Here is a 22,416-nt window from a genome sequence, read left to right as displayed (position 1 = left end):
GATAATCGGGAGTTCGCACGAGAGATGCTTCCGTTCGGCGCCACGCGTGCAAGCCGGCGCCTCTGACACCGATATTGCCGCAGCGACCCGACACCGACACGTAAACCCGCCGCGACGGCACAGTCGAACCTTCCGCCACAGCGACGTCGTTGATCAACTCGCCATCTTCTGATCACTTTATACCGATAACAGATATTATGTCAATGTAACCACTGCATGATGCATCAGGCTGTCGAACCTTGGAGTCGGTACATCGATCACCGAGAAGCGTCCGATCGCTCCACCGCTAGTTCCACCACGACACCGGTCTCTATATAGGGGCTAGTGCGCGGGTCATGCGAAAACCACTTCGGGCTGCGTTCGACGCGACGCAGGGTCTGGGTGCCTGCCACGGGTTGCCAAATCCCGGCAACGTTTCGGTATTCGATGGTTTGCAACAGCACGCCAACGACGCTGCCGGTCGTGGGCGCGACTTCACCCAGGTCCGGTCCGCCGTGAAGCGTTCCCCAGAAGTACCCACGCGCCTTCTCTGGTGCGATCTTCTGGGCATTGGGCCAGAAGGCGTTGATGCCGCCAGCTGTGACCACTCGTGTGGTTGGTTCCCAACGTGCGCCGTTCAGGAGGCGACCGCTAAAAGGTTGACTCCGCCTCTCTGAATCCGAGCGTCCAAGTAGCGGCAAATCCAGTGACCGGCGGGGTGCCGCAACATTCGATCTCCCAGTTCTCCACGAACACGGAGATGATGTCGACGCTAGAAGGGACCGGAGTGGGCTCCGTGAACCTGTGCACGCGAAACCCCGAGTACTAGGAGAACCGCGGCTCGACGACTGCGGACTCGGGGGCACCTCACCAAACCATGGCAAGTGCGACCGCAGCAGTCAAGCTCTCAGGCGAATATGACCGAATCGAATATGCAACGGTACCGGTAGTAAATTGGTTATTCGCAGAATCTGCGAATACCTCCACTCCTCGCACGAAAACGGGTATCGCCAAGCCGTTCCGAACCGGCTACCGCACCCCAAAACAGACACCATTGGCACCATCGCTCCACAGGCTCGAACTCATTCGTTCGGTGATCGAAGCCGACCACGTAATCCTGCCCACGCGCATGGCCGCGCTGATCCTACTGCTCTACGGCATCCCGATCCGTCGGATCGCCGAGCCGACGATCGGCGACATTGAAGTCAGACCCGCTGGAACACCGACCGCTCGTATTGCTTGCAATTGCAAGCAATACGAGCCTAGGGTCATTAAAAGGGACGAAACGAGGTATGGAGACGGGGGCGAGATGATCATCAACTTGGTCGCCGTGGTCACCGCTTCGGTCGCCGTCGTCGGCGTCAGCGCGGTCGCCACCATTGCCGGGGTGTTCTGGTGGGAAGCACGCGCCTACGACCGGACCAGGCGCCGATCCGCGGTCTCGTCGGATCGCTCTCTTCGCGGCGACCGGCGCTAGGCTAGCTGCCCCGCATCGTCGCGGTCCGTTGTTGGCGATCGCTTCCCGTACGTGGCGAGCCGAACCGAGGTATTTCTTTATGTCGCCCGGGCGCACACCGACACCACCCTGGCGGTGACATCGACCGTGGTCAGGGGTGGTCGCGGGGCTGCGGTTGAGCGCGTTGCCACCAGTCGATGGTGTCGCCGGTGCGGGCCATGTCCTCGATGAGGTGAGCGGTGGATTCGGCGTGGGCGCCGGTTTGCTGGCAGAAGCTCCAGAGCCGTTGGGCGGCACGGTGGTAGTGGTGAATTTCTTGGTCGACCTCGAAGGCGTCGAGTTCGCCGACGCGGTAGCGGTCGATCGCGGCAGCGACGTGTTCGAGCAGTTCACCGAGGCATCTCTGGTGGTAGGCGGCGACAAGGTCGCGGGCCGCTCGACGTTCGGCCTTGGATCCCACCAGGTGCACGCTACCGAACCCGCCGCACCCAGTGCAGGTGGCTGTCGCCGGATCGGGGTCACCCCCAGAAAATGCAGGTCGGATCACGCTCGATTTCGTCGAGCAGGGCCTCGACGTGGGCCGAGGCAGGGTGCAGGTCGTAGAGGTGGAAGCGAAGGTGGCGGTCTCGCCAGTACAGCGTCCAGGTTTTGGTGGCGGCGGTGAAGCGCAGGCGGGCGATGGGGAAGCTGGTCCAGTCCGGTCCGAAGTCTTGGTGCCACGGTGCTCGCCTCTCGACAATGGTCAGATGCCTTGCGGCGACATCACATTCGACGCGCACTTGATGTAAGGCATGATCGGGCACCCGCGTTCGGCACCATCGCTGCACGCGTGCGACATCGAGTTCGGGCACGGCCATCGGGTTAGCATCGCAGAAGCCATACCGACCAAGCAGGTGACGCACGTTCACGAACTGCCGCAGCGGCGTTCTTGGAGGTCTATGAGCGCGACGTCGATACGGGGTCGTTGTCGGGGGCTTGAGAAAGACCCCTCAGCCCCGACGGCGTAGGGCGTCGAGCGTGAGGTCGACGAGTCGGTCGATTTCGGCGTCGGTGGTCAGCACGGTTGCGGCGGTGAGGGCGTTGAGGCAATAGTTCGCCAGTTCGGCCGGCGAGATGTCAGCGCGGACCCGCCCGGCGGCCGCGTCGTCGGCGATTAGTCGCTCGACGATGGCCCGCAGCCGCTGCTGGGCGTCGAGGACCTGCTGCTCGGGGTGCAGGAACTTGATCATTTCGGTGTCGTGGCTGCGCGCGGTCGCGGCGATCCGCGCATAGGCGGTCAGCACCGCAGCCAGTCGCTGCCCGGGATCGCCTGGGGCATCGCTGGTTTCGGTAAGCAACCGCAGATGTGCGTCGATCTGGCGGGCGTGCCAGGCGTGCAGGATCGCGTCCATATCGGGGAAATACTTGTACAGCGTCGCCCGGCCGATCCCGGTATGTTCGGCGACCTGCGACATGGTCACCGCGCGCAGTCCGTGTTCGAACACCAGGGCCGCGGTCGTGTCGAGGATCGCGTCGCGCACCTCGCGGCGATGTGCGTCGATCGTCTCGTTCCACAACTTCGGCACCACTCGACAATACACGACGACCAGCATCGATACATTACCTCTTGACCATAGACACGATGTATCGATAAATTCTGTCGCGGCGCGTAGAGAGGAGAAACCGATGCCCCAACCCGCCCACTCGCTCGATCCACGGCACCCCGCGACCAGCCCGCACGACCTCTACATGACCAAACCGCCGTGGGACATCGACCGGCCCCAGGCTGCGTTCACCAGCCTCGCCGCCGCCGGCAACCTCCAGGGTCGAGTCCTTGACGCCGGCTGCGGGACCGGCGAACATGCACTACTGGCCGCCGGCCTCGGCTGCGACGCCGTCGGTGTCGACCTGTCCGCCGACGCCCTCGACACCGCGCAGCGCAAGGCGCGCGAACGCGGACTCGTGGCCCGGTTCGTCCGCCACGACGCGTGCGCGCTTCCGGAGCTGGGCGAACAGTTCGACACCGTGCTCGACAGCGGGCTGTTCCACATCTTCACCGGCACCGACCGCACCCGCTACACCGACAGCCTGCACGCCGTCATCCGGCCGGGCGGAGGCTACTTCTTGCTCGGCTTCAGCGACGCCGAAACCCGCCAGTGGGGGCCGCACCGGCTTTCCCGCGACGAGATCACCGCCGCCTTCGCCACCGGCTGGCAGATCGACGCCATCGAGCCGTCGGTCATCGAGATCAACGGCGATCCCGGCAGCGTCGCGGCGTGGCTGGTCGCGCTCACCAGGAAGTGACCGCCGTGGCGATCCTCGAAGCCCAGGTCCAGACCGACCGGCCGCGCCGGTATCTGACCCAGTTCTGCAAACACGCCGCCGCCATGGGCGGCAGCCGCGGCCACCGCTTCCGCGCACACAGTGGCACCGCGGTCACCCGCGGCGAGATCCGGCTGGACGCGTCCCGGACCGACACCACCGGCACCGTCACCTTCGACCCGTGGGGCCGATGCGACCTCGAAGCCGACGACACGGCCCTGCGCATCCGAATCGAAGCCGACGATCAGGCGGCCCTGCACCGCATTCGCGACATCGTCGACAACGACATCCGCCGCTTCAGCCGCGACGAACTCCGCCTCGAATGGCATCCCGTCGACACCAAAAACCCCACGCGCGCAAACGAAACACGGCCATGAACGCGCGGCACTCGATCCGTGCACTGCCCACCACATCCGCCCTTGTCATGATCGCTGTCCTCGCCATGGTCACTGTCCACGTGGGCGCGGCCGCATTTCTGATTCGTCATTGGGGCTGGTCGCTGGCCCTCCCCGCCGGATTGGTCGCCGCGAAACTACTCGTCCTCGGCGCGACGTACGTGATTAGGCGCAGGAGGCGCCGCGCGAGGACGTAAACTCACCGCTGCGCGGGCCGCGACACAGCATGACGGCCGTCTGCAGCCGCTGACCGCCTGTCCAGGATCAACGCGCGAGGACAGACCTCCGGCGACCGCCGCAATGCCAACAGCGGCCCCGGCTCTGAGCGCCGCGAGCGCAACGGCCGATTGACGGCCTGGCCGCGGCCCGCAGCGCCGGGCGCATTGGGGCCGCCCACCAAGATCGATGCCGACAAACTCGCCGCGCCCAAGGCGCGCCGGGCCCGGGGCGAATCGCTGCCCCAGCCGCCGGAAAGCGCCCGGCGCCCCGTGATCGGCGGACTCGGCCCAGCGCAGCGACGTGCAGCGCCAACTGGTGCTGCGCCGCTGGCGGGTCCTGGCCCCGCATCTCGAGCACGGCCACCGCGTCCAACTCGAAACCGCGTGCGCTCTGCTGTCCACGACCGGATTCCTCGCCCGCGACCGCGACGACGACAGCGACCGCGTTGCGCTACCACCCGCGCCGCTCACCCGCACGGCACGCCACCTCGACACCGCCGCGTGGCGGCGCACCACTACCGCCGGCGGCGAGTGAAACCATCCGAACCGAATCGCCGCCAAGCTCGCCGACGACGCAGAGCTGCTGCGAACACTCGCCAACCAGCGACCAGGCGGCGGACAACGCCCCATCCTGAAATCCATACCAAACTGAGTGGGGGCGCTCACAGCCCTGCCGGCGCGCGCCCAAGTCCGACATCCAAGTGATGACAAGACCGTCCGGCTGTCGGCCACCGCCAGCTACGGCATGCAATTCAGAGCTGCCGCGGCAAACAAGCCTCCCGCGCAAACGCAGCTCCCGCAGGCTCACCACCCGGCGCAGTCGACTCCCACCCATCACCACCGACCGCCCCTGCCGCCGCGGTCGGGTCGAGTTCGCCGCGAGCAGCGAGCCCGCGCAGCAGCACCAGCATCACGTCCATCGGCGATGCCTGGAAAACTGGTGTGGCACTGGTCATGACCGCCACTATGCCCCAGTCCACCGACACGCAGTCCGCGGCCGGTGTTCGGCGCTGACGCGGTGGCCCCGCCTGCGGCGGTGCGGGCTCGGCACGCTCACCGCACAAATGAAGCACCGCCCCGACGAGGGGCGGCGCTGCTGTGAAAAGCAGTGTGTTGCTTGCCCTTCTGGCCTCCGATTATGGCCGGTGGACCGCTGCGCGCAACCGGTGACCTCCCGGCCCTGACGGGTCGCGCAACTTTTCCCGCCACCCGCACTCGCCTGCGGCGCGCGGCGGGAAAACTTGCGCGCTCACCAGTTGCACTCCGCGGCCCTTTCCCGGCCCAAATCTTCGCTGCCAGAAGGGCAAAACAACAGGCGGGACCGAGCGCAGGGACCGCCCCGGAGAAACTGGGAGCACGCCATGCACACCACGGCAAAAACATTGCGAGCCAGCGGATACCGCATCACCATCGACACCCGGCCCGCGCTCATCGTCGGCTACATTCACGCCTTCCCCCACCACCCCGACCGCGGTTCGGCCCTGATCCGCTTCCACGCAGCGCGGTCAGCGGACGAACTCGGCCTGCATGATCCGGCGCTGTTCGGTCTGGTGTCGGTCACCTGGGCAACCCCCATCCTCCACATCGACCCCACGACCGGCCACCGCGTCACCAGCTACCACTTCGGTGGCCTCGGCCGCCCGACCGGCACCACCTGGTACCTGCACCCCGCGATCAGCGACCCCGCCACCGGCGAATACACGCTGCGCCCGAACGCCTACGCCGCCGGAAACCACCGCGCCGCGCTACCCGCCGAGGTCGCCGACACCCTCGGAGCCCCGGCCACCGTCAAGGTCCACGACTACCACCTGCACTGAAACACGCCGCCTCGAAACCGGAAGGAGCGCACCATGATCTCGACACCCCACCCACCGAAGCCAGCGCCGCCGAACGCTACCTACACGCCAGCCGCGCCCGATACCTCCACGGGCACAGCGGCCACAGCCCGCGCGTAGCCGAAACCATCGCCACCGCAATCGGGTTCGCCCTCGACCACGCCCGCACCGCCAGCGACGGACACACCCCCACCATCGCCACCATTTGCGCGGCGCTGCGCCACACCGCCGCTGCTGCGACCGCTTCCGCCGCCGCCCACCGCGCCGACACCGAACACACCCCCGACACCGCAGGCAACACCATCGCGATCAGCGCCTACCTCGCCGCCACAGCCGCGACCACCGGCGCCGAACTACGCGCCCTGCTACGCGCCGTCGAAACCCACTTCGCCGCCGAACCCCGGTAAGCGAAAACACCGGACAGTCCCTAGCTGCCCGGTGTCTCACCAACTAGTACACCACGACAAGGAGACACCCCGATGACCAACAACAACACCACCACCACCAGCAACGCGATCGGCGTCGAGTTGCTGCACATCGACCCGGCAGTGCTCGATATCGACGCCAATGTGCGCGATCACGTCGACACCGACAGCCCCGACTGGGCGGCACTGGTGACCAGCATCGCCACCCACGGCGTGCTGCAAGCCGTCTCCGCCACCCGCTACAGCGACGGATCGATCCGGGTCACCGACGGCCAGCGCCGCACCCTGGCCGCCCGTGATGCCGGTGCCGCGTCGATCCCGGTCATGGTCACCACCGACACCACCACCAGCGACAAAGAACGCGGCTTCGCGCGCATCGTCACCCAGATCGAGGCCAACGACCGCCGTACCGGACTCACCGAAGGCCAACGCGCCAAAGCCATCGCCGACATGCTCGACCTTGGTGTGTCCCAGACCAAGATCAAAAAGGCCTTGCAGGTCAACCCGGATCAACTCAAGAAGGCCGCGAAGGTCGGCAAATCCGCCACCGCCCGCGAGGCGCTGGATGCCGGGCAGCTCGACCTCGAGGCTGCCGCGGTGGTCGCCGCCTTCGAGGTAGAGGGTGACGAGGCGGCGGTGGCCGAACTGCTGGCCGCGCCCCGCTACAGCTTCGCCTACACCGCCGCCCGCCTCGCCGCCGCCCGCGCCGAAGCGGGCCCAAGCTGGGCCGAGCAGGGATATACGGTGCTGGCCACCGACCCCGAAACCAGCGGTGACGACCAGGGCTGGATGCATCTGGAATCGCTGACCACCACCGACGGCGAGCCTGCCACCGTGGGCGAGCACGTCGAAACCGACCCGGGCAGGTGGGCGGTGTGGCTCGTGTTCGAAGAAGGCGGGCAGGTCACTCTCAAAGACACCGGCGAGTCGGTCGATCCCGACCGGGTGGACTGGTCCACCCAGGACGACGACGCTACCGAGCCCGCCGAGGGCTACTACCACGTCAACCAGGTCGAAGTGGCCGACGCCTGGATCCCGGAGTTCTACACCCGCGCACCCGACGCGCTGGGACTACGCCGCGCCGAGCGCGTCACCGCGACCAGCGGTGACAGCGAGGACGCCGCAGAGGCGGCGGCGCAGCGCGACGCCGAACGCAAAGAAGCCGAACGCGCACAGCGTCGCCGCGTGATCGCGTTCAACAAACTCGGCGCGGCCGCACTCGCCACACGGCGGGAATGGTTGAAAACCGCCCTGCTAGCGCGGAAAACCCCGCCCACCGAAGCCGCCGGGTTCGTCGCGGAATCCCTGGCTGCGGAACCGGGACTGCTCACCGGCAACAAGGCCATCGACACCGCCGCCGAACTGCTCGGCATCGACACCGCCCGGCTGTCGCGGTCGCAGGTCGGTGACTACCTGGCCGGGGCGACCCCGGCGCGCGCCCAAGTGGTCACCCTGGCCCTCGTACTCGCCGCGTTCGAATCGCGAACCGGAAAAGACTGCTGGCGCACCGATACCGGCCTCGGCTTCTACTACCAGGCGCAAACCGGCAGGTACCTGCACTTCCTGCAATCGCTGGGCTACAACCTCTCGCCCATCGAGCAGGTCGCCACCGGTGACCTGACCGCCGACGACCTGCACGACACCAGTACCGACAGCTAATCCAGTGGACCGGTTGCGGGCCAGTACCACACCTGGCCCGCAACCGGTATCGCGCGAGAAGGAAACCCATGTCATGAGCATCGACTACGGGCTGCTGCACCCGTGCCACTTCCATCGCGTGTGCGGCAACCTCACCGTCCCCGGCGAAACCGTCTGCACCACCTGCTGCGCCGAGTTCGGTCCATTCCTCACCACCACCGCCAACCGTCCGGGCGTAACCGGCCCTGTACTCCCTGCAGGCACCGCCGACCCCCACCTTGAGCAGCATCAGCGCCGCCGCGACCAACACGACGGGCTGGCCCCGAAACCCAACCAAACCTGCTGGCTGTGCGAAGAGCGGCGCACCTGCATGCGCATCGACGGCAGATGGGAATGCATGCGATGCCGCGCCGTGTCGTGAGCCGCCAGTTTTTTTCCTTACCGCGGCCCGGCCACCCGTCCCGGCAGTGCCACCGCACCCAGCGGGCGGGCCGGGTGTCCGGGCCGCGGGCGTCACCTGGCGGTGCCGGGCTCGGCGCGCTCGCCCGGCAATGGGAGCACCGCACCCGCCGGGCGCGGTGCTGCTGTCAAAGACCTCGATTCCCTTTTTGCCTTCTGGCCTTTCGATTCTGGCCGGCGGCGGACTACGCGCAACCGGATGACCTACGGCCCCTGCGGGGTGCGAAGAACTTTTCCACCCGCACTCGCCTGACGGCTCGCAGAAAACTTCTCCGCCTCACCGGTTGCACTCCGCCCGCCTCATACCGGCCGACATCTCCCACGCCAGAAGGGCAAAAAAGCGGGCGGCACACCCCAAGCCCGCACGACCAGGAGGTAGCAGCCATGTTCGGACCCGTCCGTCTCACCACCCGCACCGACATTCTTACCGCGGTGCCCTTCCTGCTCGGATTCATCCCGTCCGATTCAGTCGTGGCGATCCTGCTCGACGACAAGCGCGTGCTCGCCGGTGCCCGCCTCGACGCCGACGCCGACACCGACAGCCTGGCCCCGATAGTGGACCTGGCCGTGCGCGAGCACGCCACCGCCGCGATCCTCGCCGTCATCACCGACCATGAGCGCGCCGGTCACGCGATCGGTTTGACCGAATACCTCACCGGCCAGTTCACCGATGCCGGGATCGACACCCGTCACGTCCTCTACGCACCGGCCCTGACCGCCGGAGCCACCTGGATCGACGTGCACACCCTCGACAACGGAACTCTCACCGACCCCGCCAACAGCGCCGCCGCAACCGCGTTTGCAGTAAACGGCCAAGTCACCGCCACCAGCCGCGCCGACCTGCAAGCCCGCTACCGCCGCGCCACGCCCGTCGACATGACCGGCGCGCTCGCCGCCGCAAACGCGGACAATGACCGATTCATCACCGACACGCTGGCCGACCTGTTCGCCACCGTGCGCGAACACCGGCCCGTCACCGACCGCCTCGCCGGCGCTGTCAACGTGCTCGCCGCCGTGCCCGCCACCCGTGACGCCATGCTCGCCGCCGCACTCATCGACCCGCGCGCCGCCGCCGAAGCGTTCACCCGCATCGCCGCAGTCAGCACCACCGAGGCCCGCGCGCATACCCTCACCCTCGCCGGACTGTTCGCCCACGCCGCCGGACATGGCGCCGCCGCACAGTGCGCCTACACCGCCGCCGAAGCACACGCCACAGCAACCGGCACCGACAATCCGACTCTGCTCGAGCTGGCCCGCACCGCCATCGACCGCGCCTTGACCCCGGAAAACATCACCGCAATGCTGCGCACCGCCACCGCCAACACCGCCGACCGGTTCGGCGTCGAACTGCCCGACTAACCACTGCGCGAGGGCCGGTCAAACCCAACCGGCCCTCGCGCAGCGTCACAGCAGATCGGAAACCTCCGGATCGACCCAAAACCAATCCGACCGCGACGTCGCGCGTGCACGGCCAGTGAACACCTCGCGGCACGCCCGCACCGAGCAATCCGCCGCCACCGCCGAAGCACGCGCCAATGCCCGCTCAACCCGCGAAACACCATCCATACCCGACAGTCTCACAGCAGCCGCCGACAAACACGGTGCGTGGCGGCCGGCCACCCGTCCCGGCAGCGCCACCGCACCCAGCGGGCGGGCCGGGTGTCCGGGCCGCGGGCGGCACACCCCAAGCCCGCACGACCAGGAGGTAGCAGCCATGCAGGTTATCGACCCCATCAAGGCCGCCCAAATCGCCTACAACACCGTGCGATGCGGCACCGACCCGCACTGGGCCGACCTCGACCACACCACCCGCGCGGTCTTGATCGAACTCGCCCTCAACGATCCCGCCGCCGTTGCTGCCGCCACGTTCACCCTCACCGCCGCCGAGCTCGGCGACTGAGCACAACGCCGCCGCCGACGAAGAAAGGACCCACGTCATGACCCGCACCGAATCACTCACCGACCAACAGCGCCAGCGCCGCGCCGCCGCGCGCGAACTGCAAGCCGCGCAGCTGCGCGAGGAACTGCAAACCAAAGTCGCCGAACTCGCCAACAGCGAAACATGGTTGCAGTTCCTGCAATTCAGCGCTCGCGGCTTCCACACGTACTCACTGTCGAATCTGCTGCTGATCCTGTCTCAACACCCCACCGCCACCCAGGTCGCCGGCTACCGGCAATGGCAGGCCCGCGGCCGCCAGGTCCGCAAAGGCGAAAAAGCAATAAAGATCTACGGCTACAGCACCAAAAAGATCACCGACACCGACGAGAGCACCGGGCAGGAAACCACCCGCACCCTGGCCCACTACCCGATCCTGTCGGTATTCGCCCACGATCAAACCGACCCGATCCCCGACCACCCCGCCGCCGCGGCCGACCACCCCGCGCAACGACTCACCGGCGAGGACACCCACGGCATCTATACCCGAATCAGCACTGTCCTGGGCGAACGCGGCTGGACCGTCACGCGCCAACCCATTCCCGGCGCGGCCAACGGCTACACAACCCTCGATGGGACCCGTCGCGTCGTCGTCGACACCGCCCTGTCTGCGGTAATGGCCGCGAAAACCGGCCTCCACGAGGCAGCCCACGTCGTACTCCACGCCGAACACGACCCCGACGACACCACCGCCGCAGCCGCGATCAGCCACGCCGGGATCCGCGAAACCGAAGCCGAATCCGTCGCCTACATCCTGGCCGGACTGCTCGGCCTGGACACCAGCGCCTACAGCGTCGGCTACATCGCGGAATGGGCCGAGGCCGACACCGACCTCATCCGCTCCACCGCCACCCGCGTCCTGGCCGCCGTGCGCGAACTGGTCGACGCCCTCGACCACACCGAGCACCCCGCCACAAGCGAGCCCGCCGACACCGCCTGACAAACCCTCCCGGCCCGTGTAGGTGACAGAACGAAACGTATTAGCTGGCACCTATACGCGGCCCGTCCGCCGGCCAACTCAGCAACTCCCGGACCGTAGCCCACGGCAACGGCCGCCGGCCGGGCCGCGCACTCGCCACCTGGCGGTGTCGGGCTCGGCACGCTCGCCGGCTGAGGAAGCACCGCCCCCCTGCGGGCGCGGTGCCGAGCGAAAAGAATTTTCTCGAATTCCCTCCCTTTTCTGGCAGTCCATTCTGACCGGTGGCATGCTCCACGCAAATCCGGCTCGCGACGCTCGGCCCGGGCGGAGGAAACAATTTGTTCAACCCACGCTCGCTGACGCTCGCTGAAAATTGTTTCACTGGCGCCGGCTCCTCGGATTTGCATTCCGCCGCCCTTACCCCCTCCCGAAAAGAATTGCCAGAAGGGCACAGAAAATGGCGGGGACCACAGACACACAATGCACGGCCCCCGTCGAGGCGAAAGGAGCGGAACCTCATGAGCAGCATCGTCAAAGGCAACATCGCCAACATCAGCCCGCTGCGCGCGTTCGACAACGGCGAGGCGATGGTGACTCTCACCATCATTGACAACCACCGCAGCAAAGGCGAAACCGGCGACCGCCACGGCCAACCGGTGCCCTACATCAAAGCCCGCGGCACCGACATCGGCCTATCGTCCGCTACAAGTCACTGCCCCGCTGAACACCCCAGCACTGCCGTGGTCCGGTGCGGTGACCGGCCTCCCGGGCCGCGGCAGCCACCAACCCGACACCGTCGACCGGAAGAACTTGCACGAAAACACAAAACCGGTACCGGAAATTTGTTGTAAACAATTCGGTGAACACTCGATGAGATGGGCTCGAAAGAATTCATAGGAATAGCGTTCGAACCATTGTGCAAAGAACGTCTATTAGCTACGATAAAAGCAACGATAGACAATTTCGTGAAAGGGGATGACCGTGTCCGTAACTGTTTAAACCCAGCCCGGCTGCGTGGGCTGCAAAGCCACCTTCCGGGCATTAGACCGCCGAGGCATCGCCTATGCGGTGGTCGATCTCTCCGAGGACGCGGACGCCCGCGGCTACGTGCGAGCACTCGGGTACCTGCAAGCCCCCGTCGTGGTCACCGACACCGACGCGTGGAGTGGGCATCGACCCGAACGTCTGGCCGCGCTTGCGGCCGCCTGATTCGCGAAAGGACCTACTTCCGTGATGTCTGCTCGAGTCAGAGCCGCAGCCAACCTCGCCGGCGGCGAGCACCTACCACCGGTCGCGGCCGTGCCCACCATCATCAACGCACAGCCGATGCCCGCGCACCGGTTGTGCGAGCAACGCGCCCCCGACGACAAGGGGTGGTACCAGTGAGCGCCCCTGCCCGCAGGCCGCTACCGCGGACGGAGCCTGTGCTCGCGGTCGTCCCCGATCGCCCGCACGTCGCCACCGGCCCCGAGGTGCTCGAGGAGGTGACCGACCTCACCTACCGCCCCGATCTCGACCCGGAAGCCCAAGCCCTATCCGCACTGCTGTGGGCGTCGGCCGACATCGCCTGCGCCGTCACCGCGCACCTGCGAGCGGCCGACTTCCACAGGCCCGTCTATGCCCGGTTGTTCACTGTCGTGGCCCGACTTGTCGGAGCCGGCCAGCCGCACACCGCGCCGCTGGTGCTGGCCGAACTCGAGCGCGCCGGCCGCGTCCACGGCCAGCTCTCGGCCGCGCTGCTCGACGTCACCACCGCCGACGCCCGCGGCCACGACGCCCCGCATCTGGCGCTGGCAGTCATGCGTGCCTCGTACCGCCGCGGCTACGCCGCCGCCGCCGTCGCGCTCGAGCAGATCGCCGCCGAAGCGCACACCGAAGACCTCTACGAACTGATGTGCCAACTCGGCCGCGACCGCCGGGAGGCGGCTGCTCGGCTCACCGCCGCCACCGAAGCGCTCGGATGAACGCGGCCGGAGACACGATGAACGCTCACGACGACACCGAACTGCTCGCCGATGCCCGCTACGCCGGCCAGTCCCGCGACCGTGGCCTGGCGTGGGGTGTGATCGCGGCCGAACTGGGCTGCACCACCGACCACGCCCGACGCCTCGCCCGCCACTGGGACCAGCACTGCACCCTCCGCGCCGCCGCCGAGCAGCTGACCCTGTTCTGACACGCGGACGCAGAAAGATAGCGACTACACCTGAACGAGAAAGTGGCACCAGATGACCGATCCAGCCGACCTCGACCAGCAGGCCTGGGACGCCCGCGACCAGCTGCAGCAGGTGCGCCGCGCCGTGGTGGAACTGACCCGCGACTACGCACGGCTAGACCCCTCTATCGTCGATGTCGACGAGCTCGGCGAACCTGCCGACGCCGCGGCCGTGGTGGAATCCGTGCGGGCGGGTCTGCTCGACCTCACCAACGCGCTGACAATGGCAGATGACGCCTTCGATGTCGTCACTCGCTACGGTAGCCGCCTCAAACGCCGCAACACCTAGGCCCGAACCGCCAGGACGAGGACCGACATGGAATTGCTGATCGCTACCAACCCGGACCCCGATTCGAAGCTTCCCTACCTGCTGCGCGTGCCGTGGTCGAACGGCTGGTGTTCCGCACCGCCGGCACCTGGCCCCGCCACAAAGCGCTCTACTGCCACCCCGTGCCCACCGAGGAATGGCCCGCGCAACCCGTGATCGTCGAACGGGTCGCCCTCCGCTCGTGCGTGCGGTGCGGCGCAGCGATCGACCTGGTGCTCGACCGGGGCCGCGAAAACCGCTCCCAGCTGGTGTTCACCACCGCCCGCGGTCGCGACATGGTGTTCTGGCAGTCCCCGCGCACCCGCAAACAAGCCCGCCCGAACGTGCGCACCCCCACCGCCCGCGCCGCCGGTATCGACTCCCTGCACATCGTGGTCGACACCCGCGAGCAATACGCCTACCGGTTCGCCGGACAACACGTCACCATCGTGCAACGCGCGTTGCCGTGCGGGGACTACGCCGTCCTGGTCGACGGCCGCCTCGGCGCGAGCGTCGAACGCAAATCCCTGCAAGACTTGGTCGCCAGCATCCTCAACGGCACCTTGCGCTACGCGCTGGCCGAGCTGGCGGCGCTGCCGCGGGCCGCCGTCGTCGTCGAGGATCGCTACTCGGGAGTGTTCAAACTCGACCGCGTCCGGCCTGCCGTCGTCGCCGACGCCGTGGCCGAACTACAGATCCGCTGGCCGGGCGTGCCCATCGTCTTCGCCGAGAACCGGAAGCTCGCCGAAGAATGGACCTACCGCTACCTCGCCGCCGCTCACACCTGGGCACATGCCGAAGCGGCCACCGTGGCACGCATCGCGCCCGCGCTCGACCCGGGCACCGCCAGTGATCTGCGCACCGCCCCACCGCAACCGGAACCGGCCGCCGCCGAACTCCGTCGCTGGGCGCGCGCCAACAACCTGATCGTTCCCGACCGCGGCCGGGTCCCCGCCGAGATCCGCGAGGCCTGGCGCGCCGCGCACCACATGCCCTGACCCACACCGAATCACAGCCGGGTCGGCGCCAGGCTGCTGCGCGGGCGGGCACGGTTCGACCTCATGCACCCGTTCGACCCACACCGGGCCGACACGGTGCTCACCCAAAAAAAGGGGAGTGTTGTTGCCCGAAAGATGACACGGTGCGTGTTCAGCCGGCGCGCAGCACCGCCAGCTCGGGGGCGCACAGAAACTGCGCGGGCGGGCGCAGCCAGTAGCTGGCATAGACGGCGACGATCGCGGCGGCAGGGCCGTGCACGTGCACCGAGTCCGCGCCGCCGGCGAAGTACACATCGACCCGCTCGGCTGGCAGGTCGATGCGCAACCCGGTCGCCGCATCCCACCACCAGCGGACCGGAGATCCGTCGGTCAAGATCAGCACCAGCGCACGCGTGGTGAGCGCGACTTCGGTCATGACCGCCCCGCGTCCCGACAGCGACACCGGTGCACCGAAGCGGGCCTGTACCCGTTCGCCCGGGGCGAGGATCAGCACGCCCGGTGGCTGCTCGTACAGCACCGCATCCCGCGCCAGTGCCGCATACAGTGCCCGCGCATCGTCGAAGGCGCGCCGCATCAGCTCTGTGTGCTCGGTGACCGCGGCGGAATGCGCCGCCAGCATCCGCCACTGAGTGCGGGCGGCCGTGGCCGAACGTGCCATGACCACTCCACCGGAGAACAGTGCCACCGCACCCAGCACACCGACCACGGGCAGGATTGGCGCGAGCAGGGACACGGCCAGCAGCACCACCGCCGCCCCGGTTCTCGCCTGGTATCGGCGCGACCACCGTCGCCGCTCGGGGTCGGCGGGTGTCATGAACCCGGTCCCGCCTCGTGTGCCGCCGCGACCGCGGGTTCCTTCCCGCCCGCGCCCGACGCACCTTTCGCCGGCGCGCCCTTCGGCGCGGCGGCAGTGTCGGTGCTCATGGCGTCGGGAGCAGAACCCTGACTTGCGGCAGGGCTGTCACCGTCGTCGGGTGCCGAGGCGATCAGGGCTCGCAGCTGCCGCTGGGGCAGGCCGGTCAGCTCCGTGAGCGCAGCCACGGTCTGGCCGTTGGCCCGCAGCCGGGCCAACGCGTCCGCGCGCCGCGCGGTCACCGCCTCGGTGGCGCGGGCGTAGTCGTCGTTGGCCTTGGCGATCGCAGCGTCGCGCTGCGCGGCCGCCGCGCTGATCGCAGCGTCGGTGTCGAAGAACACCGCCAGGTCCGCCTCGATGGCCTGTTCGCGTTTACGCTGGGCGGCCAGGTGCGCGCTGAGTTTCGCGCGGGCGAGCTGGCGGGCTTTGACGGTGGCGTCCTTACGTGGCACCGGCGGTGCCTCCTCTCGAATACGGGGCGTCGTCTTCGTCGATGCTGGTTATGTCGTTCGACGGGGGTGCTCACCGGTCGTGGTGACCGACCATGCGTCGGCTCATCCCAGCCGATGGCGAGGATCACAGTCACGCACCGCCGCCGTAGCTTCCGCCGCAGCCGCGGCCCTGCCGGTCGCGTTCGGCGGCGGGACCGGGGTGATGCTGGCCGCGTCTTCACCGGGCAGCACATCTGGTAGCGCCCACCACGGCGCCAGCGCTTGTGCGCGGTGCGGCGGCGCGAACCACGCTCCACCATCAGGATGTGGCCACGCCGGGACCGCGACAGTCGCGGTGGAATGCGGCCCGCGTAGGCCAGCAGTGTTCATGGCCTCGACCCTAATGCCGCCCACCGACAAAATCGCCGCGCCACCACCGCTCCGATCAACCGGCCACGAATCCGGCAAGTCCCACTGATTCTCCTCGACCCTGCCCGTAACAGCTTCGCCCCAACAACGACGCTTCGAACGCCACGGCATTCGGCGCAACTAGAGTGTGGCAGCCTTATCTGGTGCGCCTCCCGTCACGACAAAAAGGCTGCCACACCTCATGCACCCTCGGTGCCGCGCGCTAGGATAGCTGTGTGATGACCGTTCACCGCCTGCACGCCGGGGACGGTTACACGTATCTGACCCGCCAGGTCGCCACCGCCGACCGCGAACGCGAGCCCGGCGAAAAAATCGTCGACTACTACACCGCGCACGGCACCCCACCGGGTCACTGGTGGGGTCACGGTGCCAGCGAGATGGGCGTGGAAGGCCAGCAGGTGAGCGAGGAGCAGATGCTGGCGCTGTTCGGCGAAGGCCTGCACCCCGACGCCGACGCCATCATCGCGCGCGAACTCGCGGCCGGAAAACCCGTCAAAGACGCCGTCGCGGCGGCCAAACTTGGGGCCAGTTTCGCCCACTACGACACCGGATCGAGCGCGATCGCGACCCGGCTAGCGGCCAAGATCTCCGCGTTCACCGCCACCCACCGGCGCCTACCCACCCAGGTCGAGCGGGCCGTGCTGCGCACCGACGCCGCACGCGAATACCTCCAGCACACCACGGATATGCGCCCGTCGGCTGAAGCGATCAACGACGCCCTGGCCGAAGAAAAACGCCACGGCCGTGCCGCCGTGGCCGGGTTCGATTGCGTGTTCACCCCACAGAAATCGATCTCGCTGCTGTGGGGACTCGGTTCGGTCCAGGTCCGCGAAACCATCGAACGCTGCCACGCCGAGGCCGTGCGCGAGTCGCTGGAGCTGATGCAGAAAGAGGTCGCCAAAACCCGCCGCGGCAAGGCCGGGGTCAAACAGATCGACGCCACCGGGCTGGCGGTGACGTTGTTCGACCACTACGACAACCGCGCCGGGGACCCCAACCTGCACACCCACGCCGCGGTGTCGAACAAGGTCCGCGGCGTCGACGGCAAATGGACCGCACTCGACGGCCGCGTGCTCTACCAGTACAACGTGGCGCTGTCGTGCCACTACAACACCGCGATCACCGACAAGGTCGCCCGCGAACTCGGGGTGCGGTTCACCCCCCGCGACACCGGTCCCGGTAAACAACCCGTGCTCGAAGTCGACGGCATCACGCCCGCGATGATCGCGGAATTCTCCCGCCACGGCGACATCGTGGCCCGCACCCGCGACCTCGCCGAGAACTACCGCGCCACGCACGGGCACTCCCCCAGCAAGCCCGCGCTGTACAAACTGGCCCAGCAAGCCACCCTCGACACCCGCGACGGCAAACCACCCGCCCGCCCATTGGGTGAGATGCGCACCGACTGGGCCACACGGTTCACCAAACGATTCGGCACCACCGGTCGCAGCGCGGCGCAGTTCGTGGACGACCTCATCACGGGCCACCGCCGCCAAGCGGGCGAGGTACGGGTGTATCGACCCGGCCGCGACCACGACACCGTCGCCAGCGAAGTGCTCGCCGCGGCCGCCCAGCGCCGCGCTACCTGGGGCGAATCACACCTGCGCTCACACGCCGAAACGATCCTGGCCGGCTACCGGTTCGACTCCGACACCGCCCGCAACGCCGCCGCCGACGAGGTCATCGACACCGCCCGCGCCCGCTGCCTACGCCTGTCCGTCGACCCGGGCGGGCTCGCACCGGAAACAGCGCGCCGCGCCGACGGGGCCTCGATCTACACCGTGCACGGCACCACCCGCTACACCACCGACACAGTCCTGGAAACCGAGAACCGGCTGCGCGAAGCCGCCCACACCCCCACCGCGCTGTTCGCCACCGGCAGCCAGGTCGACGTCGCGATCGCCGCGGTCGAAAAGGAAACCGGACGCACCCTCAACCCCGGCCAGCGCGACATGGTGCGACACCTGTGCTGCTCGGGTCAGCTGCTCACCGTCGCGGTCGGACCCGCCGGCTCCGGCAAAACCACCGCCCTGCGCGCCGCCAAACAAGCGTGGGCACACACCAGCGGCGACGTGGTCGCCCTCGCTCCGTCGGCCGCAGCCGCACGAGTCCTCGGCGACGAACTCGGCCTCACCGGATACACCCTCGACAAGGTGCTCACCCTCGCCGCCGCCGGCGGGCAGCATCCGATCACTCCGGGGGCTTTGGTGATCGTCGACGAAGCCGGCATGGCCGCCACCACCAAACTCGACCAGCTCCTGACCCTGGCCCGCCAGGTGGGCGCGAACATCGCCTGGGTCGGCGACCCCTACCAGCTCGGCGCCGTCGAATCCGGCGGTGCCATGCGCCTGATCGCCCGCGACACACGCGCCCCCGAACTTGCCCACGTGGTGCGCTTCCGCGACGCCGACGAAGCCGACGCCAGCCTCGCCGTCCGCGACGGTGACGCCGAGAAAGCGTGGGCGTTCTACACCGACCGTGACCGGGTCCGCGCCGGGCTCGGCGAGCACATGCGCGACCAAATCCTCGCCGACCACCTCACCGACCTCGACGCTGGCCGCGTGTCGGTGATGCTCGCCGCCACCGTCGACGACGTCCGCGCGCTCAACGAAGCTGCCCAAGCCGCCCATACCCTCTCTGGGAACCTCGACCCGCACGGACCCGCGGTGACACTGGTCGACGGCCTGTCCGCCCGCGCCGGCGATCAGATCGTCACCCGCAAAAACAACTCCCGCTGCCGCATCCTCGGCGGCAAGCGCGCCGGAACCGGCATCGACAACGGCGACCTGTGGACGGTCGAGAAAGTGCACGACGACGGGTCGGTCACCGCCCGCGGCCGCAGCCACCGCGGCACCGTGCACCTGCCCACCGACTACCTGTCCGCGCATACCGAACTCGGCTACGCCGCCACCATCCACCGTGCCCAAGGCCTCACCGTCGATGTCGCCCGCGTCCTCATCGCCGACCACCTGGGTCGGTCGCTGGCCTACGTCGGGCTAACCCGTGGCGCACACGCCAACGTCATGTACCTGGCCACCGACACCTTGACCGAACTGCTCGACGAACAACCCCCCGCTCCCGACACCCCCGCCGACCCGCAGCGTCTGTTCACCCAAGTCCTCGCCCGCGACGACGGCAACCTCACCGCCACCGAAACCCTGCGCGCCGAACTCGCCCACACCGACGATCCCGCCCGGCTGCGCGCCATCCACCACGACCTGCACACCCAACTCGCCACAGGCCGCGCCCGCTACCTGCTCGACCGGGCACTACCAGTCGCCGTGATCGCCGGTATCACAGTCTCACCCCACCAACACGACCTGCTGGCTACCATCGCCGCCGTCGGGCACGCCGGCCTGGACACCGGGATGCTCGTCGCCGACATCACCAGCCGGCCCGCCGACGCCTTCCCCGGCTCCAGCCTCCTCGACAGCCGTGACCCTGCCGCCGTCCTGCGCGCCCGCGCCGACAACTGGATCGCCACCGCGGTCGGCCGTGACCCGGAAAACTTCCGGGCCCTGCGCGACCTACCCACACCCGACCTACCGCCCGCGCCGCCGCGCTGGCCCGGCACCGGAACCGACGCCCACGACTACACCGACCGCCTCGCCGTCCGCATCCGCGACCTCGAACACGCCGCCAGCGATCCGGCCCGCGCCTTCGTTGATGCCGTCCACCGCGACCCTGCCCTGGCCGATGCCGTCGATCACACCGCCGCCGCGCTGCGGGCGGACGGGCTCGACCCCGCCCGCTGCTGCGACAATCCCGCCGGGATCCTCACCGGCGCCGGCGGGCACTGGACCACGGTGCTGGCCAATCTGCGCCGGGCCCAAGACAGCGTGCAGAACGCGCGCGCCCAGCTGGACGCCGCCCGCGCGGCTCACAGCACCGCCGCCGAGGACTACCGCCGCGCCCTGACCGACCAGCTCACCGGACCCGCCGCACGGCGGGCCGAGCCCGCCGCCGCCGGATACATCGCGCGGCTGCGCGCGGCTCTCGACAGTGCCCGCGCCCAGCTCGGCGCGGCCGAACACGCCCACCGCGCGGCCACCGCCACCGCCGCCGATGCGCTGCGCGCCGCCGCCCACCAGCCGACAGTCATCACACCCGCAGGCACCGGAACCGACGCGACCCTGGCCGAGCTGGTTACCGTCTACATCCAGGCCCGGAACCTGGCCGAACAGGCACGCCTGGCCCGCGACGTCACCGCCACCGCAGGCTCACAGCTAGCCGCCCGCCTCACCGACGACAGGGTATGGCCTCGGCTGCGCGAACACCTCCACCAGGCCGAAATCCGCGGACTGGCCGTTCCCGACGTGCTCGCCCCAGTCCTGCACGACACCGCCGGGAACGAAATTGCGGCGGCCACGATCACGGAAAAGATCGAACAACGCCTCGACCGTGATGCTCTCGCCGCCAGCGCGTGGGCACAAACCCACCGCGCCACCATCCGGGAGCAGCTCGGCGACGACCTCGCCGACGACCCAGCCCGGTGGGAACGCCTCGCGATCGCGCTGCGCCGCCTCGACCGGGACGGCCACGACATCGACGAGCAAATCGCCCGGCTGCACCGCCAGCAACAGCTACGCCACCTCGACTCCGACGCGACCCTTACCCGGGCCGAAAACACCGCCTACCGCAGCGCCCCACCACCCGGGGCGCCGGTCTGGATCGACCCGCCCATACCGGGCCGCGGCCACGACGACCCGGACCTCGCCGCCTGGATCGATCAGCAGTACCAGCACATTCACGCCCGCGCCGCCGAAGTAGCACGGCAAGCTCGAGACACCCAGGCCGACTGGACCGCGCTACTCGGAAACCGTCCCGTCGACCCGCTCAGTGGCGCCCGCTGGGACCACACCCTCACCCAAATCGCCGCCTACCGCGACGAATTCGCCGTCACCGACCCCGCCAGCCTGCTCGGTCCCGAACCTGCACCCGATCATCCCGCCGCCGCACCGTACAGGCAGCTGCGCGAACTCGCCGACACCCTCGCCGGCGACCTCACCAGAGACCTCGCGCGTATGGCCGCCGACACACCAGCCCCCGACACCCCCGGGCACGATCAGCCCCGGCCAGAACCGCACCGACCGCCGCCGCCGGTCCCGCACATCGACCACCCGCGGGACCGGCCAGGCATCGACGCGCCAGGCTGGTAGTCGCCACCGAATCGGCTGGTGAGCACAATCAAAGATCAGAACCGAGCACTTACTTTCAATGAGCATCATCAGCATGAACCCGGACTCTCTGCCCATCGGCGATTTTCGCCTCCCTGCCGACCGTCGGCGCCAACATCCGCAACGCATCAGCCGAGGCAACCCTCGACGGGACTGTCCAGCAATTGGTGTAAATCGTTGTCTCTCTGTTATTTTCGTCCAGCGGATACGCGGCCGTCGAAGGTGACGTCGAAGGCGTTGAGAGCCTTCAACCAGCGGTTGGTCCAGCGCTTGCGGCCGGTGCCGGCGGGATCGAGGCTCATTACGGCCAGGTAGATGCATTTGAGCGCGGCCTGCTCGTTGGGGAAATGGCCACGGGCACGCACCGCTCTTCGAATTCGTGCGTTTATGCTTTCGATCGCATTTGTCGTGCAGACGACGGATCTTATTTCGGTGTCGTAGGCCAAGA

General features: G+C 68.3%; 29 protein-coding genes and 1 pseudogene. 19 read left to right on the top strand and 11 right to left on the bottom strand.

Annotated elements, in window-relative coordinates; translation table 11 throughout:
* Window positions 1-257: 257 nt before the first annotated feature.
* The gene (locus FOS14_RS25335) at window positions 258-587 is read right to left on the bottom strand and encodes a hypothetical protein (RefSeq protein WP_255450521.1); all 330 of its coding nucleotides are present in this window, start codon (window positions 585-587) and stop codon (window positions 258-260) included.
* A 43-nt stretch (window positions 588-630) separates the two neighbouring features.
* Entirely contained in the window at window positions 631-729 is a 99-nt protein-coding gene (locus FOS14_RS25580; protein WP_370512280.1) for a hypothetical protein, read from the bottom strand.
* Between the two features lie 343 nt (window positions 730-1,072).
* Here FOS14_RS25580 and FOS14_RS25030 point away from each other — a divergent pair, with 343 nt between their 5' ends.
* Complete coding sequence (locus FOS14_RS25030) at window positions 1,073-1,456, top strand: hypothetical protein (RefSeq protein ID WP_143773038.1); 384 nt, start codon at window positions 1,073-1,075, stop codon at window positions 1,454-1,456.
* A 130-nt stretch (window positions 1,457-1,586) separates the two neighbouring features.
* Here the strand turns inward: FOS14_RS25030 and FOS14_RS22175 are convergent, their stop codons facing one another.
* The 3 genes from FOS14_RS22175 to FOS14_RS22165 form a co-directional block, all read right to left on the bottom strand.
* On the bottom strand, window positions 1,587-1,895 hold the full coding sequence (locus FOS14_RS22175; protein WP_143773037.1) for a hypothetical protein: 309 nt from the start codon (window positions 1,893-1,895) through the stop codon (window positions 1,587-1,589).
* Window positions 1,896-1,953: 58 nt separating this feature from the next.
* Window positions 1,954-2,292 (bottom strand): DUF3024 domain-containing protein, encoded by a 339-nt coding sequence (locus tag FOS14_RS22170; protein ID WP_143773036.1) that lies wholly within the window; start codon window positions 2,290-2,292, stop codon window positions 1,954-1,956.
* Between the two features lie 132 nt (window positions 2,293-2,424).
* A complete protein-coding gene (locus FOS14_RS22165; RefSeq protein WP_143773035.1) occupies window positions 2,425-3,027 on the bottom strand; it encodes a TetR/AcrR family transcriptional regulator in 603 nt (200 codons plus the stop codon).
* Window positions 3,028-3,100: 73 nt separating this feature from the next.
* On the opposite strand from FOS14_RS22165, the gene FOS14_RS22160 reads away from it, so the two are divergent.
* The 4 genes from FOS14_RS22160 (at window position 3,101) to FOS14_RS22145 (ending at window position 4,884) form a co-directional block, all read left to right on the top strand.
* Window positions 3,101-3,718: a class I SAM-dependent methyltransferase gene (locus FOS14_RS22160; RefSeq protein WP_143773034.1), complete on the top strand. Its 618-nt coding sequence runs from the start codon at window positions 3,101-3,103 to the stop codon at window positions 3,716-3,718.
* Entirely contained in the window at window positions 3,691-4,113 is a 423-nt protein-coding gene (locus FOS14_RS22155) for a DUF2218 domain-containing protein (protein ID WP_185981892.1), read from the top strand. The genes FOS14_RS22160 and FOS14_RS22155 overlap by 28 nt, the downstream gene beginning before the upstream one ends.
* Window positions 4,110-4,328, top strand: a complete 219-nt coding sequence (locus FOS14_RS22150) for a hypothetical protein (RefSeq protein ID WP_143773032.1) — start codon at window positions 4,110-4,112, stop codon at window positions 4,326-4,328. Before FOS14_RS22155 ends, FOS14_RS22150 begins: the two co-directional genes overlap by 4 nt.
* A gap of 322 nt (window positions 4,329-4,650) precedes the next feature.
* On the top strand, window positions 4,651-4,884 hold the full coding sequence (locus tag FOS14_RS22145) for a hypothetical protein (RefSeq protein ID WP_143773031.1): 234 nt from the start codon (window positions 4,651-4,653) through the stop codon (window positions 4,882-4,884).
* Between the two features lie 217 nt (window positions 4,885-5,101).
* On the opposite strand, the gene FOS14_RS22140 is transcribed toward FOS14_RS22145, so the two are convergent.
* Window positions 5,102-5,305 (bottom strand): hypothetical protein, encoded by a 204-nt coding sequence (locus FOS14_RS22140; RefSeq protein ID WP_143773030.1) that lies wholly within the window; start codon window positions 5,303-5,305, stop codon window positions 5,102-5,104.
* 405 nt (window positions 5,306-5,710) lie between these two features.
* Between FOS14_RS22140 and FOS14_RS22135 the strand changes: the two genes are divergently transcribed.
* A complete protein-coding gene (locus FOS14_RS22135; RefSeq protein ID WP_143773029.1) occupies window positions 5,711-6,166 on the top strand; it encodes a hypothetical protein in 456 nt (151 codons plus the stop codon).
* 76 nt (window positions 6,167-6,242) lie between these two features.
* On the opposite strand, the gene FOS14_RS24865 is transcribed toward FOS14_RS22135, so the two are convergent.
* Window positions 6,243-6,488, bottom strand: a complete 246-nt coding sequence (locus tag FOS14_RS24865) for a hypothetical protein (protein ID WP_185981891.1) — start codon at window positions 6,486-6,488, stop codon at window positions 6,243-6,245.
* Window positions 6,489-6,663: 175 nt separating this feature from the next.
* Here FOS14_RS24865 and FOS14_RS22130 point away from each other — a divergent pair, with 175 nt between their 5' ends.
* The 12 genes and pseudogenes from FOS14_RS22130 (at window position 6,664) to FOS14_RS22080 (ending at window position 15,078) form a co-directional block, all read left to right on the top strand.
* Window positions 6,664-8,268, top strand: a complete 1,605-nt coding sequence (locus tag FOS14_RS22130; RefSeq protein WP_143773028.1) for a ParB N-terminal domain-containing protein — start codon at window positions 6,664-6,666, stop codon at window positions 8,266-8,268.
* A gap of 73 nt (window positions 8,269-8,341) precedes the next feature.
* Window positions 8,342-8,668, top strand: coding sequence for a hypothetical protein (locus FOS14_RS22125; RefSeq protein WP_143773027.1), 327 nt, complete (start codon window positions 8,342-8,344; stop codon window positions 8,666-8,668).
* Window positions 8,669-9,090: 422 nt separating this feature from the next.
* The gene (locus FOS14_RS22120; protein ID WP_185981890.1) at window positions 9,091-10,065 is read left to right on the top strand and encodes a DUF4192 family protein; all 975 of its coding nucleotides are present in this window, start codon (window positions 9,091-9,093) and stop codon (window positions 10,063-10,065) included.
* 115 nt (window positions 10,066-10,180) lie between these two features.
* Window positions 10,181-10,606, top strand: a complete 426-nt coding sequence (locus FOS14_RS22115) for a hypothetical protein (RefSeq protein ID WP_143773025.1) — start codon at window positions 10,181-10,183, stop codon at window positions 10,604-10,606.
* A 37-nt stretch (window positions 10,607-10,643) separates the two neighbouring features.
* Window positions 10,644-11,582 carry an ArdC family protein gene (locus FOS14_RS22110; RefSeq protein ID WP_143773024.1) on the top strand — a complete coding sequence of 313 codons (939 nt, stop codon included), beginning with the start codon at window positions 10,644-10,646 and terminating at the stop codon, window positions 11,580-11,582.
* A 497-nt stretch (window positions 11,583-12,079) separates the two neighbouring features.
* Window positions 12,080-12,412, top strand: coding sequence for a hypothetical protein (locus tag FOS14_RS22105; protein ID WP_143773023.1), 333 nt, complete (start codon window positions 12,080-12,082; stop codon window positions 12,410-12,412).
* Between the two features lie 163 nt (window positions 12,413-12,575).
* Window positions 12,576-12,770 (top strand): glutaredoxin domain-containing protein, encoded by a 195-nt coding sequence (locus FOS14_RS22100; protein ID WP_255450520.1) that lies wholly within the window; start codon window positions 12,576-12,578, stop codon window positions 12,768-12,770.
* A 24-nt stretch (window positions 12,771-12,794) separates the two neighbouring features.
* The gene (locus FOS14_RS24860; protein ID WP_185981889.1) at window positions 12,795-12,947 is read left to right on the top strand and encodes a hypothetical protein; all 153 of its coding nucleotides are present in this window, start codon (window positions 12,795-12,797) and stop codon (window positions 12,945-12,947) included.
* Window positions 12,944-13,525 (top strand): DnaB-like helicase N-terminal domain-containing protein, encoded by a 582-nt coding sequence (locus tag FOS14_RS22095; protein ID WP_255450519.1) that lies wholly within the window; start codon window positions 12,944-12,946, stop codon window positions 13,523-13,525. The genes FOS14_RS24860 and FOS14_RS22095 overlap by 4 nt, the downstream gene beginning before the upstream one ends.
* A 17-nt stretch (window positions 13,526-13,542) precedes the next feature.
* Window positions 13,543-13,734, top strand: coding sequence for a hypothetical protein (locus FOS14_RS22090; protein WP_143773022.1), 192 nt, complete (start codon window positions 13,543-13,545; stop codon window positions 13,732-13,734).
* Between the two features lie 52 nt (window positions 13,735-13,786).
* Window positions 13,787-14,062 (top strand): hypothetical protein, encoded by a 276-nt coding sequence (locus FOS14_RS22085; RefSeq protein WP_143773021.1) that lies wholly within the window; start codon window positions 13,787-13,789, stop codon window positions 14,060-14,062.
* Window positions 14,063-14,089: 27 nt separating this feature from the next.
* Window positions 14,090-15,078, top strand: a pseudogene (locus FOS14_RS22080) (ERCC4 domain-containing protein).
* 151 nt (window positions 15,079-15,229) lie between these two features.
* On the opposite strand, the gene FOS14_RS22075 reads toward FOS14_RS22080, so the two are convergent.
* From FOS14_RS22075 to FOS14_RS22065, 3 genes are all read right to left on the bottom strand, one after another.
* On the bottom strand, window positions 15,230-15,892 hold the full coding sequence (locus tag FOS14_RS22075; RefSeq protein ID WP_143773020.1) for a hypothetical protein: 663 nt from the start codon (window positions 15,890-15,892) through the stop codon (window positions 15,230-15,232).
* The gene (locus FOS14_RS22070) at window positions 15,889-16,383 is read right to left on the bottom strand and encodes a hypothetical protein (protein WP_143773019.1); all 495 of its coding nucleotides are present in this window, start codon (window positions 16,381-16,383) and stop codon (window positions 15,889-15,891) included. The genes FOS14_RS22075 and FOS14_RS22070 overlap by 4 nt, the downstream gene beginning before the upstream one ends.
* A 102-nt stretch (window positions 16,384-16,485) precedes the next feature.
* Window positions 16,486-16,752, bottom strand: coding sequence for a hypothetical protein (locus FOS14_RS22065; protein WP_143773018.1), 267 nt, complete (start codon window positions 16,750-16,752; stop codon window positions 16,486-16,488).
* A 257-nt stretch (window positions 16,753-17,009) separates the two neighbouring features.
* Between FOS14_RS22065 and mobF the strand changes: the two genes are divergently transcribed.
* Complete coding sequence (gene mobF, locus FOS14_RS22060; protein ID WP_143773017.1) at window positions 17,010-21,950, top strand: MobF family relaxase; 4,941 nt, start codon at window positions 17,010-17,012, stop codon at window positions 21,948-21,950.
* 206 nt (window positions 21,951-22,156) lie between these two features.
* Here mobF and FOS14_RS22055 read toward each other — a convergent pair.
* The coding region (locus FOS14_RS22055) for a transposase (protein WP_143773016.1) at window positions 22,157-22,416 on the bottom strand (260 nt) is incomplete at its 5' end.

The sequence above is a fragment of the Skermania sp. ID1734 genome (genome assembly GCF_007489285.1).
Taxonomy (GTDB): Bacteria; Actinomycetota; Actinomycetes; order Mycobacteriales; family Mycobacteriaceae; genus ID1734.
This window is presented reverse-complemented; position numbering and strand designations above follow the sequence as displayed.